Origin of the sequence: Corallococcus sp. AB049A, assembly GCF_003668885.1 — a bacterium.
Taxonomy (GTDB): Bacteria; Myxococcota; Myxococcia; order Myxococcales; family Myxococcaceae; genus Corallococcus; species Corallococcus interemptor.
This window is the reverse complement of sequence record NZ_RAWL01000006.1, coordinates 1-12,899: the sequence shown is the minus strand read 5'-3', so window position 1 is coordinate 12,899 and position 12,899 is coordinate 1. Positions and strand designations below refer to the sequence as shown.

13 protein-coding genes are annotated in these 12,899 nt (G+C 69.6%); 2 read left to right on the top strand and 11 right to left on the bottom strand.

The genetic code is table 11. From position 1 onward, the window contains the following. Positions 1-108: 108 nt before the first annotated feature. The 4 genes from D7X55_RS45280 to D7X55_RS01270 form a co-directional block, all read right to left on the bottom strand. Complete coding sequence (locus D7X55_RS45280; RefSeq protein ID WP_255424941.1) at positions 109-240, bottom strand: hypothetical protein; 132 nt, start codon at positions 238-240, stop codon at positions 109-111. Between the two features lie 144 nt (positions 241-384). Next, positions 385-2,094, bottom strand: a complete 1,710-nt coding sequence (locus D7X55_RS01280; protein ID WP_233609460.1) for a glycoside hydrolase domain-containing protein — start codon at positions 2,092-2,094, stop codon at positions 385-387. 149 nt (positions 2,095-2,243) lie between these two features. After that, entirely contained in the window at positions 2,244-3,347 is a 1,104-nt protein-coding gene (locus D7X55_RS01275) for a CapA family protein (RefSeq protein ID WP_121721971.1), read from the bottom strand. A gap of 18 nt (positions 3,348-3,365) precedes the next feature. Then, positions 3,366-3,542, bottom strand: coding sequence for an FmdB family zinc ribbon protein (locus D7X55_RS01270; protein WP_120547013.1), 177 nt, complete (start codon positions 3,540-3,542; stop codon positions 3,366-3,368). A gap of 233 nt (positions 3,543-3,775) precedes the next feature. Between D7X55_RS01270 and D7X55_RS01265 the strand changes: the two genes are divergently transcribed. Further along, positions 3,776-4,861: a hypothetical protein gene (locus D7X55_RS01265; protein ID WP_121721970.1), complete on the top strand. Its 1,086-nt coding sequence runs from the start codon at positions 3,776-3,778 to the stop codon at positions 4,859-4,861. A gap of 9 nt (positions 4,862-4,870) precedes the next feature. On the opposite strand, the gene D7X55_RS01260 is transcribed toward D7X55_RS01265, so the two are convergent. From D7X55_RS01260 to D7X55_RS01240, 5 genes are all read right to left on the bottom strand, one after another. Next, on the bottom strand, positions 4,871-6,028 hold the full coding sequence (locus D7X55_RS01260) for an ABC transporter permease (protein WP_121721969.1): 1,158 nt from the start codon (positions 6,026-6,028) through the stop codon (positions 4,871-4,873). A gap of 3 nt (positions 6,029-6,031) precedes the next feature. Next, entirely contained in the window at positions 6,032-7,198 is a 1,167-nt protein-coding gene (locus D7X55_RS01255) for an FtsX-like permease family protein (RefSeq protein ID WP_121721968.1), read from the bottom strand. After that, entirely contained in the window at positions 7,195-7,890 is a 696-nt protein-coding gene (locus D7X55_RS01250) for an ABC transporter ATP-binding protein (RefSeq protein WP_120547009.1), read from the bottom strand. Before D7X55_RS01250 ends, D7X55_RS01255 begins: the two co-directional genes overlap by 4 nt. Next, positions 7,887-9,125, bottom strand: coding sequence for an efflux RND transporter periplasmic adaptor subunit (locus D7X55_RS01245; protein ID WP_233609459.1), 1,239 nt, complete (start codon positions 9,123-9,125; stop codon positions 7,887-7,889). The genes D7X55_RS01250 and D7X55_RS01245 overlap by 4 nt, the downstream gene beginning before the upstream one ends. A 188-nt stretch (positions 9,126-9,313) precedes the next feature. After that, a complete protein-coding gene (locus D7X55_RS01240) occupies positions 9,314-10,567 on the bottom strand; it encodes a polysaccharide deacetylase family protein (protein ID WP_121721967.1) in 1,254 nt (417 codons plus the stop codon). 224 nt (positions 10,568-10,791) lie between these two features. Between D7X55_RS01240 and D7X55_RS01235 the strand changes: the two genes are divergently transcribed. Next, positions 10,792-11,154, top strand: coding sequence for a YciI family protein (locus D7X55_RS01235; protein WP_121721966.1), 363 nt, complete (start codon positions 10,792-10,794; stop codon positions 11,152-11,154). A gap of 45 nt (positions 11,155-11,199) precedes the next feature. Here the strand turns inward: D7X55_RS01235 and D7X55_RS01230 are convergent, their stop codons facing one another. Then, positions 11,200-11,670, bottom strand: a complete 471-nt coding sequence (locus D7X55_RS01230; RefSeq protein ID WP_121721989.1) for an NUDIX hydrolase — start codon at positions 11,668-11,670, stop codon at positions 11,200-11,202. Then, positions 11,667-12,773, bottom strand: coding sequence for a DUF2380 domain-containing protein (locus tag D7X55_RS01225; RefSeq protein ID WP_233609457.1), 1,107 nt, complete (start codon positions 12,771-12,773; stop codon positions 11,667-11,669). Before D7X55_RS01225 ends, D7X55_RS01230 begins: the two co-directional genes overlap by 4 nt. Between the last annotated feature and the right edge of the window lie 126 nt (positions 12,774-12,899).

Below are 12,899 nucleotides of genomic sequence, written 5' to 3'. Positions count from 1 at the left end.
TGACTATCCAGGATGGGAGGGATTGCGGCCTATGACCCGGACAGGTGGCGCGCCGTCCTCTGCCGGACGGCGGTGGCGCCCTCGTGTGCGAGGGGGCTCAGGGCGGCGTCAGTAGGGTGCGCAGGTCAGGCCCACGCAGTTGCCCGCGCCGTTGTCTCGCGCGACGTTGCCTCCCCCGTCGAACGCGGCCGGCGCGAAGAGGCCGTAGCCCGTGTTGCCCAGAGCGACGTTGTTGAGCACCGTGGGCGTGCTGGGCGCCTGCAGTGGCCGCGGGTTTCTCAGGCGAACGGCTCCTCGGTGCGACCATGGACAAGGTGATGGCGAACCTCTTCAAGTCCTCCGAGAAGACGCTCGTCAAGCCCGAGGCCTCCTCCAAGTAGGCGCCTACTGCGCCGCAGCGCGGTTTCGGCACAGCTGCAGGTAGCGCCGGATGAGCTGGAGCCTTGCCTTGTCGAACGCCTCCCCGTCGTCGGGCACCGCCCAGGCGTGCGGGATGAGCTTCCGGGCCACGGTGCGCGCGTACGCAGGGTCGCCCGCGTCACTCACCAGCTTCAGCCATTCGTAGTCCTGCATGCCCTGCCGGATGAGCTTCATGAGGATCGAGGGCAGGGGGATCTCCGTGGTGCCGCCGATGATGGACGGCAGCCCCGGATAGAAGAGCGTGCCGTCACCATTGCCGTTGAAGCGGAACTGCGTCGTCCATGCGGTGTAGAGCAGGCCCACCGTCTGGTAATACAGCTCGCCGCTCGCGCCGTTGATGAAGTCCAGCCATTGCATGCCGCGCGCCTTGGCCGCCGAGCGGTCCACCATGTACGAGGGCCAGCCCTGGCCCGGGATGTTCTCCGGCGGGGGCGGTTCGCTGGGAGAGCAGCCGTGGCTCGCGCAGCTCTGGTACAGCCACAGCTGGCGGTTGGGCAGCTTGAGGAAGTCGTCGTACTTCGGGCGCTGGTTCCCTTCGTAGGGCGGCTGGGTCCCGTCGATGAAGTTCACCAGCACGGTGATGATGTCGATCTCCTCCAGCAGCCCGTGGGCCTCCAGCTCCGTGACGGTGCTGGTCAACAGCGTGCGAAGTTTCGGGGCCGCCGTGCGGGTGAGCTCCGCCCGGGCCGCCACCGCCTCCCAGGTAGTGCCGTAGGGCGGCTCATCCCCGACGTAGTCGAACGAGCGCGACAGCCAGCCGCGCTCCTCCGCTTCCGTCTGGAATTCGGTCAGCGCCGCGCCGTTGGCCGGCCCCAGGTACTGCAGGGCCGTCATTCGGGCCCCAGGCAGGCGGTTGGGTGCGGTGCCGTCGAGGAACGGCCCCCAGCGCTCCGCGAACGTGTCGTAGTCCGGCAGGTCCCACGTGGGCAGGTTCACCTCTCGCGGAAAGCCGCTCGCCAGGGTGAGGCGGTGCTCCAGCGCCATCCGGTGGAAGAGCTTCAACAGGCGCACCTGGGTGTCCACGGGGCACACCGGGTCCCCGGTGAAGGCGCGGCACACGTGGGGCGGCCAGAGCAAAAAGGCGCTGCGCAGCGAGGAGGTGCTCGGCAGGCGGGCATCCACCACCTGGAGGTTCACCTCCACCCGCGACGTGAAGCCGTCGCCCTTCACCGTCACGGTGCCACGGTAGTTGGCCGGGCGCGCGTTCGGCGGCACGTGCACGTCCACCCAGATGGCGCGGGCTTCTCCCGCGGGCACGTCGAAGGGAAAAGCCAGACGCTTCTCTCCCACGACCTCGTCCACGTCCGGCACCAGGCCATCCGGCCACCGCCCGGGAGTCGTTCCCGGCGGCGTGGGCGTCGTGATGTCCAGGAGCGCTTCCCGGTAGAGCAGCAGGTCCCCACCAGAGATACGAGCCCGGCCCGCGCGCAGCTCCGGCAGGACTGCGCTCACCCCCTTCAGGCCGGACCGTCCTCCGTGAAGCACGACCTGGAAGGACACGAACTCGTTGCGCGCGGCGGTCAGCGACACGGACCGCTGGTTGCGAGGCGGCGTCTCCGGACGCACCTTCACCATCGCGCTTTCGCCCCAGATGGCCGGACGCGACGGATGCGCCCCGGCCACCAGGCCCCACCCCAACGACAGACAGACCAGCGCCAGCTTGATGGATTGCATGACCTCCCAGGCTGGAGCTTGAGAGGAATTGCGGCAATCCGCCCTCCGGCGCCAGCGCCGATGGGGCAGCCGACATCGGGAGCGTTCCCGGACGAAGCTCAGGGGGGAATACAGCACTCCACGGTGCGCCGAGGTGCCCCGTGCAGGAGTCACCGCCACTCGAGGCCGATCGTCCCGTCCGCCATCAACTCCACGTGCGTCCCCAGCCGGCGTCCCTCGCGGTCCAGGACTCCGCGCAGCCATTCGGCATCCCGTAGCGAGGCCCGCTGGGGACGGAGCTGGCGCAGCTGCATGGGGAGCATGCGCAGGCTGTCGAGCCGGCCGTCCGCCGGGTCCACCGACGCCAGGTACATCAGGGCCAGATCCGGCCGGAAGTCCTCGTGGCCAAGGATGCCCTCGTAGTCATTCAGGAAGTCGCCGCAGCCATGGAGGATGAGGTGGCCGTGGTGGACTTCGATGCCGCGAGGGTGGTGCGAGGAGTGGCCATGGACGAGGTCCACGCCAGCCTCGTCGATGAGTGCATGGGCGAAGTCCTGCTGCTCCCGTGGCACCGCGTAGCCCCAGTTTTCGCCCCAGTGGATGGAGGCGATGACGACGTCGCCCTCGCGCTTGATGGCCGCCACCCGGTTGCCCAGGCGCCTCGCGGTGAGGGAGGACAGGTCGGGCAGCAGGTCCACTCCCGGCCTGTTCATCCCCGCCGCCCACGCTGGCGGAATGCCACTGCTGACGTCTCCGAACGAGAACACGACGACCCGTCTTCCGGCCCCTGCGTCCAGGACCGCGGGCCGCTGGGCTGCCTCCAGATCCTCGCCCAGTCCCGCGGTGGCGATTCCCAGGCGCCGGAGCGTCGTCAGCGTTTCCGTCAGTCCCGGGTAACCCCAGTCCAGCACGTGGTTGTTCGCCAGCGCGCAGCAGCCGATTCGCGCCGCCGTGAGACAAGCGGCGTTGTCCGGATGCATGCGGTAGTGGATTCCCTTGTCGGGCCACCACTGCTCGCTTGTGGTGAGGCTTGTCTCCAGGTTGATGAGCCGGACGTCGGGCGCGGCCTGCTCCAGTGCCGCAAGCGCGTCTCCCCAGATTTCGCTGTAGCCGACGGGCTTTCGGATGGGGCCGTTGCGCTCTTCGGCCAGCGCTACGTAGTCCCGGGCGTCATGCACGTAGGCCTCGTGCAGGCCTGGGGGCGCGGGGTGGGGCAGTGCCTGATCAATGCCCCTGCCGGTCATCACGTCGCCGCAGAGGAAGAGGGAGAGCAACCGCTTGTCTCGCTGGTATCAGTAGGTGAGCGACTTCCTGGTGGTCACGGCATGGGCGGGAGAGATGCGCTTCTCCACCTCCTTCGTGTCGTGGCAACGCGGGCACTCGGGGGCTTGCTCGTCGTGCTCCTGGATGGTCATGAGCGCGGTGAAGGGCTCCTGGCACTTGCGGCAGAAGAACTCGTAGATGGGCATGGCGAAAGGTGCGGTCCGCCATCGGCGGCTTGCAGGTCACGAGGCGCCATCCTCCCGCCGGCGCGCTGGCCCTCGCTGGCCACTCCTGGGGTGCCTGGAACATTCGACTGAATATGGAAGTGGAAACTCCAAATTGTCGAATGCCGAGAATCCCCCCTGGCTGACGGGTGAACTGCTTCCATCCCGTCATGTAGGATTCGTGCCCTCAAGCACCTTCAGCCGGAGACAGGCCCTTGATCAGCTCCCTCATCCGCCAGGTCGTCAGCACCGTCCAGACGGCGATCTCGAAGCCTCCCGTGGCCCCGCCTCCGCCCGCGCCTCCTCCCGCCGCGCCCTATTTCAAGGACGGGATGGACCCGGCGAAGGCCAGCCCCGTGAACCTCAGCGGTTACGGGAACACGTCGGCTGCGGCGAGCGTGGACTCGCCTCTCACGAAGGCGAGCAGCGGGGAGAAGGTCGGCCCGGAGTTCATCCACCTGGATGCCGGGTGGACTCCCCAGGGACAGGGCTACGACGCCAGGCGCGGTGAAGTGCTCACGACCTATTACAACGACGACCACCGCGTGCTCCTGTCCGTGCAGAACAAGGACTCGGGGAAGGAGACGCACCAGGCCGTGCTCGGCGGCCCGCCTCCCGCGGGTCCTCCCAGCCATGGCGGCGGCGTCTCCACGGACGGCGACCACGTCTACGTCTCCGACACGGATCACGTCTACGTCTACACGCGTGAGGAAATCGAAGCGGCCCAGAACGAGTGCCGCGAGGCCATGCCTTCCCAGGTCATGGATGTCCCCAAGCCCGAGGGGCTGACGGATCCGGCCACGGGCATCGGGCTCGTGTCCTCGGGCAGCTACATGACCGTCAAGGACGGCTACGCGTACGTCGGCGGCTACAGCCCGGATGGCGACGGCAAGGCGGGCGCCGTCTGGCGTTACAAGCTCGACGAGAAGACCGGTGCCCTCATCGAGGACTCTCGCGAGGGCCCCATCCGTGCCCCGGACCGCGCGCAGGGGATGACCGTCACCGACGACGGCATCATCTTCACCACGGGGGACAAGAAGCTCATCTACCAGCCGTTCACGTCCACCGAGGACACGTTCTCCGCGGACATCGAGCAGCGGGTGGACATCGGCAACGGGCTCATCGACCCGTACGCCCAGGGCGTCAACGTCATCGACGGCGAGCTGTGGGTCACCTACGAGAGCGGCTCGCACAAGTACCGCGACAACGTGGACGAGCCCCGTGAGCACATCCAGCGCATCCCCCTGGAGGACCTGGACCTCGCGGCGGGCTGCCTCACCGCGGAGCAGCTGGAGGGCTGAGGCGGGCGCTCAGGCGCGCAGCGCGTCCAGGATGGACAGGCGCGAGGCGCGCAGCGCGGGCAACAACCCTCCCAGCAGCCCCATCCCCGTGCCGAACAGCAGCGCGCCCAGCAGGATGGCCGGGGTGGGGGAGAAGCCGAAGCTCACCGCCGCGAACGTCTGGAAGTTGAGCGTGCGCACGTGGATCCACCGCGTCGCCAGCGCCCCCAGGGCGCCCAGCACGCCGCCGGCCGCGCCCAGCATGGCGGACTCCACCACCACGCTGGCCAGCACGCTGCGCCGCCGGAAGCCCACCGCGCGCAGCATCCCCAGCTCCGCCACGCGCGTCGCCACCTGGGCGTACATGGTGATCATCGCCCCCAGCACCGCGCCGATGCTGAAGACGAAGGACACGAAGAGGCCCAGCACGCGGATGAAGGCCGCCAGCCCGCTGGCCTGATCCGCCCAGTAGGCCGGCTCCGGCCGGGCCTCCAGCGTGAAGCGCGGGTCGGCCGCCACACGGTTCACGAAGGCGTCCACCTGCGCGGGCGAGCGCAGCCGGACGAGCACGGAGCTGAAGTCCTCGCGCCCGAACGCCGTGCCCAGGCGCATGCCGTCCGCCCACACCTCGGACTCGAAGGCCCCGCCCCGCGCGGCGAAGACCCCCACCACGGGCCAGCGCTGGCGGGCGAAGCGCAGCTCGCCGCCCAGGGTGGCCTCCGGCGACGTGCCCACGAGCGAGCGGCCCAGCACCACCTCGTTGGTGCCCGGCCGGGGCCTGCGTCCGGAGATGAGCTGGATCTCCGGCCGTGCCTCGAAGCTCGCCTCGCTGATGCCGCGCGCGGAGGTGTTCATCGCCTGCGTGCGTCCGCTGGGCAGCGACAGCAGCACCACCCGCTCCCCGGCCACCAGCGGCAGGCCTTCCGGTCCGGACGCCACCTGCGGGTCCGTGGCGAGGACCCGCACCGCGTCCCGCCCCACGCCGCTGACCAGCTCGCTGGTGGCCCCCTTGCGCAGCACGACGACGTTGGAAGGGTCCCCGCCGGAGGCCAGCGCGGACTCGATGCCGTTGGCCAGCATGAGCACCGCGGAGAAGACGAAGACGACGAGCCCCAGCCCCACCACCGTGAGGCCCGTGGACAGCCGGCGCGCCCACAGGCTGCGCGTGTTGTAGAAGAGCGGCACCATCGCTCAGGCCACCTTTCGCAGGCCTTCCGCCACGGGCAGCCGCACCGCGCGCAGGGCCGGCCCCACGCCCGCCAGCAGCGCCACCACCACCGCCGCGAGCGCGGAGATCCAGAGCGTGTGCGCGCGCGTGAGGTTGTCCGGCATGGGCCCGAACCGCGCGGCGATGAGCTTCGTGAAGACGCCTACCAGCACCGGCGCGACCGTCACGCCCAGCGCCGCGGAGCACAGCCCGATGAAGCTGGACTCGGCCAGCACCAGCCCCACCACGGTGCGTGGACGGAAGCCCAGCGCACGCAGGGTGGCGAAGTCCCGGGTCCGCTCGCGCACGCCCATGGCCAGCGTGTTGCCGATGACGAGCAGGATGATGAGCAGGATGACGGTGGACACCACCCGCACCGCGGTGACGATGGCCGAGGACATGGCCACGAAGCCCATCTGGAAGGCCTTCTCGCTCTCCGTCTTCGTCGGGTACGGGCTGTTGTCGAACAGGCGGTCGATGGCCGCCGCCACCTCGGCCGAGCGCGCCGGGTCGTCCACGCGCACCGCGTAGATGCCGACCTTGTCCTTCATCGCCTCGGTCAGCCGGTCGCTCTCGTTGAGGCAGCGGTAGCCGAACACCAGCGTGGTGGTGTCCACGCCAGGGCGCGCGCCGCGGTAGACGCCGTGCACGTTGAACGTCCAGTCGCCGGGGTAGAGCTGCCCCTTGAGCGTCACGCGGTCTCCCACCTTCCATCCGAAGCGCTGGGCCAGCTGCTCGCCCACGAGCGCGCCGCAGGGGTCGCCCCGGAAGGCGGCCAGCTGCGCGGGCGGGACGACGAACTCCGGGAAGACGTCCAGGAAGGTGCGCGCGTCGACGGCGAAGTTGGCGAAGAAGTCCTTCTGCGAGTCACCCACCTTGCCGCCGAACCACTCCTGGTGCGTGACGGCGGTGACGCCCGGCAGCGCGGCGATGCGCGCGTAATAGGACAGCGGCAGCGGCTGGGTGAATGACACCTTGTTGCGGACGATGAGCCGGTCCACCTGCGCGGCCCGCGCGTTGGAATAGAAGATGTCGACGACGGTGCTCAGGAAGATGAACGCCGTCACGCCGACCGCACCCGCGAGGATGGTGAGCGTCATCCGCAGCGGGTTTCGCATGAGGTCGCGCGCCGCCAGTCCCGCGTAGTTCACTGGAGCACCCCCTTGTCCAGGTGGTGCACACGGCCCGCGCGCTCCGCGGCGTGCGGATCGTGCGTCACCATGACGAGCGTCTTGTGCAGGTCGCGGTGCAGCACGCCGAAGAGATCCAGCACGGCCTCCGCCCCCTTGCGGTCCAGGTCTCCCGTGGGCTCGTCCGCGATGATGAGGTCCGGGTCGGAGACGATGGCGCGGGCGATGGCCACGCGCTGCTGCTCGCCGCCGGACATCTGCGGCGGGCGGTGGCCCACGCGGTGGCCCAGCCCCACCAGCTCCAGCGCGGCGGCCACGTGGCGGCGCCGCTCTCCGCGCGAGAGCGGCGTGAGCAGCAGGGGCAGCTCCACGTTCTCCGCCGCGGTGAGCACGGGGATGAGGTTGTAGAGCTGGAAGACGAAGCCCACGTGGGCGGCGCGCCAGTCGCTCAGCTCGCGGTCATCCAGCAAGGCGAGGTCGCGGCCGGCCACCTCGACGACGCCGGTGGTGGGCCGGTCCAGCCCGGAGACGAGGTTGAGCAGCGTGGACTTGCCGGAGCCGGATGGGCCCATGAAGGCCTCGAAGGCGCCGGTGGCGATGGTCAGGTCCACGCCGGCCAGCACGGGCACCTCCACCGTGCCGCGCCGGTACGCCTTGGACACGCCCCTGAGGCGCACCATGGGGGCCGGAGCTGGCCGCGCATCCAGGTTCATCCGCCCCCCGATTCCACCTTCACGCGCCGGCCGTCGTGCATCCGCTTCGGATCCGGCGCCACCACCACCTGCGTGCCCGCGCCCGGCCCTTGCTTCAGGGACAGCTCGTCTCCCACGCGCTCACCCACGAGCACCGGCTGGCGCACGAGCCGTCCGTCCCTCACCACCCACACCGCGCTGCCTTCCGCGTCGCGCACCACCGCGCTGGCGGGCACGCGCGGAGGCTGCCCGTGCGCGTCCAGCGCCTCCGGGGGCAGCGGCTTTCGGAGGAAGGACACCTTGGCGCCCATGTCCGGCAGGGCGCCCTGGGGGACGGACTGGAAGCGCACCAGCACCGTGGCGGTGGCCTTGGAGCGGTCGATGGCGGGGCGCACCGTGGTCGCCGTCCCGGGGAAGGCGCGCTCCGGCAGGGCATCCAGGAAGATGAGCGCGGGCTGGCCCGGGTGGATGCGGGAGAGCTGCTCCTCGCTGACCTCGGCTTCGACCTCCAGGGCGTGGAGGTCCACCAGCTCCACGATGCCGCCCAGGTTGGTTCCGGTGAGCGCGGCCGGCGCGAGCACCGCGCCTTCGTTCGCGAGCTTCTTTGACACGGTGCCGTCGAACGGCGCGCGCACCACGGTGTGGGCAAGCTGGAGGCGGGCCGCCTCGCTCGCCCGGCGGGCGACGGCGAGCTGTGCCCGGGCCTGGTTGAGGGTCTCCTGCGTGGCGCGGCCCGCGGTCTCCACGTCCTGCAGCTGGGCCCGGGGGATGACGCCCTGGCGGGCGAGGTTGCGCGTGCGCTGGGTGGTGCGCTCCGCGTTGACGGCCTGGGCCTCGGTGGCGGCGAGCTGTGCCTCGGAGGACCGCACGGCGGCCTGGGCGCGGTCGAACACCACGCGGGCATCCCGGTCATCCAGGCGGGCAATCACCTGTCCCTGCCGCACGGCCTCGCCTTCCTCGACGGTGACCTCCACGAGCTGGCCCGCGATGAGCGGCGCGATGACCGAGCGGCGTCGCGAATCGACGTACCCGGAGGCGGACAGCTCCGTCTGCTGCTCGCCGGGGAGAGGCTGGCGCACCTCGGCCACGCGCACGGTGGGGGTGCGGCGCGCGACGGCGGCCCCCACCAGCACGAGCACGGCGAGCAGCACCGCCGCGGGAAGGATCCAGCGCAGCTTGCGCCGGCGTTTCATGGGGGCGGCGGAGCGGTCGATGCGCAACACGCTCAACGAGGTCTGGGGCGGTGCGGCGGTCACGGCTCCTCCGGATCAAGAGTCCAGGCTCTTTGAAGAAGAGGGTAGGTCGCGCGCTCCACGCGAACAGCGGTGGCCTTGTAGGGGGGCGTGCGGGTGTACGCGGCTTGATGCGGAACGATGAAGGCGTTGAGGCCTGTCTTCGCGCACGCGCCGATCGCCGTGCACTCCGGTCATGCGTCCCCTGGGCCCTACGCTGGCGCGGCCGCCTCCATGTCGGCGAGCGTGAAGTCGTCCATCGTCAGCGTCCCCACCTGGTCGATGGACAGGCCCACGCTGAGGGCCTTCGCCGCGGACGGGGTCGCGGGCGTGGTCCATTCCGCGAAGGTGTAGCTGCTCTTCGGAGGCAGCAGCGGACCCTGGGACCAGTAGGTCCAGGCTCCCGCGCTGTCCCGGTAGTACGCCTTGAACCGCACCTGCGTCGTGGCCTTGTACCAGGCGGTGATCCGATAGTGATGCCCCGTCACCGGCGTGGGCGTGCAGCTGCTGTCGTCCTGCCGGGTGATGAGCTTCCGGTCTCCGTCGGTGATCTGCGTGATGCGCACCTGCTGGGCCCAGCTCCCTCCGTGCGCGTCCGGCGTCCGCGTCCAGGTGAAGGTGTTGTTCCCGAAGCCGCCTCGCTGCCAGCAGTCCGGCGTCCCATCTCCATTGCTGTCCGCTTCGAGCGACGGGTTCTTCAAGAGCTGCGCGGGGGGCCAGCTCACCGGCGGCTTGAGCACTCCGCCGATGATCGCGTCCATCGTGGCCACTGTCGTTCCCCGTGAGGCGCGAGGTGCCAGCCAGTCGAGGAACGCCGTCAGCGTCGCGGGTGCGATGGAATAGGTCTGCGGTGGATCGCAGGGCCCGCAGATGTGGTGGAAGACGATGGGGATCCAGCCGCCTCCGGACTCCTCGGCTCGCAGGACGTAGTTCTTCAGGTCCGTGAGCGGGGTCGTCGCCTGCACCGAACCGTGGGTCCGGATGGCGTACGGATCCGCGGGTGGCACGGGCTCCGCGGCCGGGCTGCTTCCGGTGGAGGTGGTCCTCAGTCCTCCGCTCTCCCTCGCGGAGTTGTAGTTGCAGTCGATGACGATCTGCCGCGTGGTCGCGTCCTTGTCTCCGAAGGGATAGGCGAACGACGTCACCCGGAAGCCCGCGTTCAGCAGCGCGACCCGGTCGTTGCAGATCTCCTTGCGCTGCGCATCCGCCGAAAGCTGCGTGAGGTGCGGATGGGTCAGCGTGTGTCCGCCAATCTCGTGCCCCTTGTCCCGGAGCGCTCGCACCTGGGCGAGCGTGAGCCGGCCGGACTGCCCGAGCCTGCTGCTATTGATGAAGAACGTGCCTTGCATGCCTCGGGCCTCCAGGGCGGAGGCCGCGATGAGCTGGGAGGCCAGGCAGTCGTCGAAGTTCAGCGAGACGACCACCTGGCCGGGCAGGAGAGCGGCGGCTCGGGTCGTGGGTTCCATGGTGGGTGCTCCCCCTTGTGCACGAGGACTTCACCCACAACGTGTGCACGCCTTCCGGCGTGAGCCCCGTGCCTGGGAGAGCAGCGGGCCCTGCGGCTGGGACCGCGGCAGCAGCGTCGCGTTCGCTCCGTGGCTTCGCCCAGGTCCGTCATCCAGGGTCCTCCGGGCAGTGGTAGGCCGCGTCGGACCCGTGGCATAGGCTGCGTCCCAACAAGGAGCAGGCCATGTCGTACATGCTGGCGGTGAGGCAGACCATTGGTGGGAAGGCCCAGACGGCGGAAGAGAAGCGCGTCTCGGCGGACCGGATGAAGCGGATGCTGGGCTTTGGCGCGGCGCTTCAGGCGCGCGGCATCCTCCTGGCAGCGGAGTCCCTGCGTTCGGATGAGGAGGGCATCCGGGTGGAGCGGCGCGAAGGCAAGCTGAGCTTCATGGACGGGCCGTTCACGGAGTCCAAGGAGATCATCGGCGGCTTCTTCCTCATCGACGTGAAGACGCGCGAAGAGGCGGTGGAGCTCGCGACGCAGTGCCCCGCGGCGGAGTGGTCCACGGTCGAAGTCCGCCAGTGCGGCCCCTGCTACGACGAGTAGGCATTGCGTGCGACATGGCGGCCCTGGCTGGGCCGCCGCTGTCAATCAGGCTTCCTTATCTGGCAACAGCGTGAGGAGAAGCGCGTCGTCGGGGCCGCACGGTCGCCAGCCAGCGGGGGGCGGATGGGCGAAAAGTTCCGCGTTGGCCTGCCTGACACGTGCCTGATGCGTGACAGGCGTGAAGCCAAACCATGACCCGAGCACCAAGGCGACGTCCATCCGGGCTTCGTCGTCCAGCACGGGAGGCCAGCCATTGGGGAGCCCCTCGGACAGCTCTCGGACGAACTGACTGCGCACCAACCGCGTGACCTGATGGGCCCGTTCTGCCTCCTCGACCAGCACTCTGAACACCTGCACCCCTGCGATGTCTCCCTGGCCCAGCGCCTCGGCCAATTCAACCAATGAAGCAGTAGGGCGTGACTCCGCGAAAGCGGTCAATGAGGTGTAACCCAATTCGCGGACCCGCTCAGACAGCCGCGCTGGCCAGTTGCCGCGCCAGGAAGGCCCGTCGGTCATCGCCCGCTCCAAGAGGTGAAGTTCGCGGGGATGCTATAGCGCTTCATCTCTTTGGCGACGAGCTTCAGTATCGCGTCTCTCGTCAACTTCCGGCCGGCCGTAGTCTCGGCTTCGCGCAGAGAGCGCATGAGCATCTGATTCCATTCATCGGGCCATGTACGCCCCAGCTTCCAATTCCCTCCACCGTGAATCGCCTCATGGTGGGCCTGCTCCAACCGGACGCAGAACAGGTCGATGTCCATGTCGCCCTTGAAGCCGCGCTGCTCGAACCACTCGCGATGCTCTTGCGGTAGCACGTGGTGCTTCGGTCCGTCCGACATGCCCGCCCCCGTTCTGCCGGTTTCGTGCATGCCGCGCACCTCGGGGCTGTCCCCCAGCGCTTCGCGCACGCCCCTGGGCAGGTCCCGATGCGCCTGGGCCATCATGACCTGTCCGCCTTGAATCAGGACGGCCGCGCTGACGGCGGGAACGGAAATGACGCCCGCCTGCACGAGCCGCCGCATCATCTCCACCCACTCGGCTGAGACGACCATCCGCGAGCCCACCACGACTCCGCCCGAACTCATCGCGAGCCCCACGCCAAGCGCCGCGGGGGGCCCGCGTGGCAGGGACAGCTTCAGGGTGGAAATCATCGTGACCATCTCCACCGCCTGCATCGCGGCGATGATCTGCCCGCCAAGCTTCATGGTCGCGCGGGTCTCCCGCTGGAGCGTGTCGAACTCACGCGTCAGCTTTCCCATCAGCTCGGGCATCGCGGTCGTCGCCGCCTCCACCCGTTCGCGGTTCAGCGAGGCGAGGTCCGTGAGCGTGGGCTCCATCAGCCCCTGAATGCGATGCAGGTCCGTGAAGAGCTTCTCGGCGCTGCACATGGTGCAGTTGCGGAGGACAGCGTCCCCGAGGTGCAGGATGTCCACCCAGGTGGCCAGGAGAAGGGTCCCGAACTGAGCCGCCTGGAGCTTGGGCCCCGTCATGCGCAGCAGGCCCAGCTCCATGTCCGCGTCGCCAACTTGCGAGGCTGCCTTTGTCACCGCGGTGGCGCTCCCCAGCGCGCCATGGAGCCACGTCACCTGCCTGGAGCCGTGGTCGAGGTAGCGCGTGAACACGCCGGTGAGGCTCCAACCCCAAAGGTCTGGAGGACGGGCCGCCAGCCGGGTGAACGCGGCTTCGACGCTGCGCAAGGAGCCCTTCACCTCGTCCGTGGCGTCGAGGACCGCCTGTCGCGTCAGTGC

Coding starts and splice junctions, on each gene's coding strand:
- D7X55_RS01280 (WP_233609460.1), bottom strand. CDS start 2,094: ATGCAATCCATCAAGCTGGCGCTGGTCTGTCTGTCGTTGGGGTGGGGC.
- D7X55_RS01270 (WP_120547013.1), bottom strand. CDS start 3,542: ATGCCCATCTACGAGTTCTTCTGCCGCAAGTGCCAGGAGCCCTTCACC.
- D7X55_RS01260 (WP_121721969.1), bottom strand. CDS start 6,028: ATGGTGCCGCTCTTCTACAACACGCGCAGCCTGTGGGCGCGCCGGCTG.
- D7X55_RS01250 (WP_120547009.1), bottom strand. CDS start 7,890: ATGAACCTGGATGCGCGGCCAGCTCCGGCCCCCATGGTGCGCCTCAGG.
- D7X55_RS01240 (WP_121721967.1), bottom strand. CDS start 10,567: ATGGAACCCACGACCCGAGCCGCCGCTCTCCTGCCCGGCCAGGTGGTC.
- D7X55_RS01235 (WP_121721966.1), top strand. CDS start 10,792: ATGTCGTACATGCTGGCGGTGAGGCAGACCATTGGTGGGAAGGCCCAG.
- D7X55_RS01230 (WP_121721989.1), bottom strand. CDS start 11,670: ATGACCGACGGGCCTTCCTGGCGCGGCAACTGGCCAGCGCGGCTGTCT.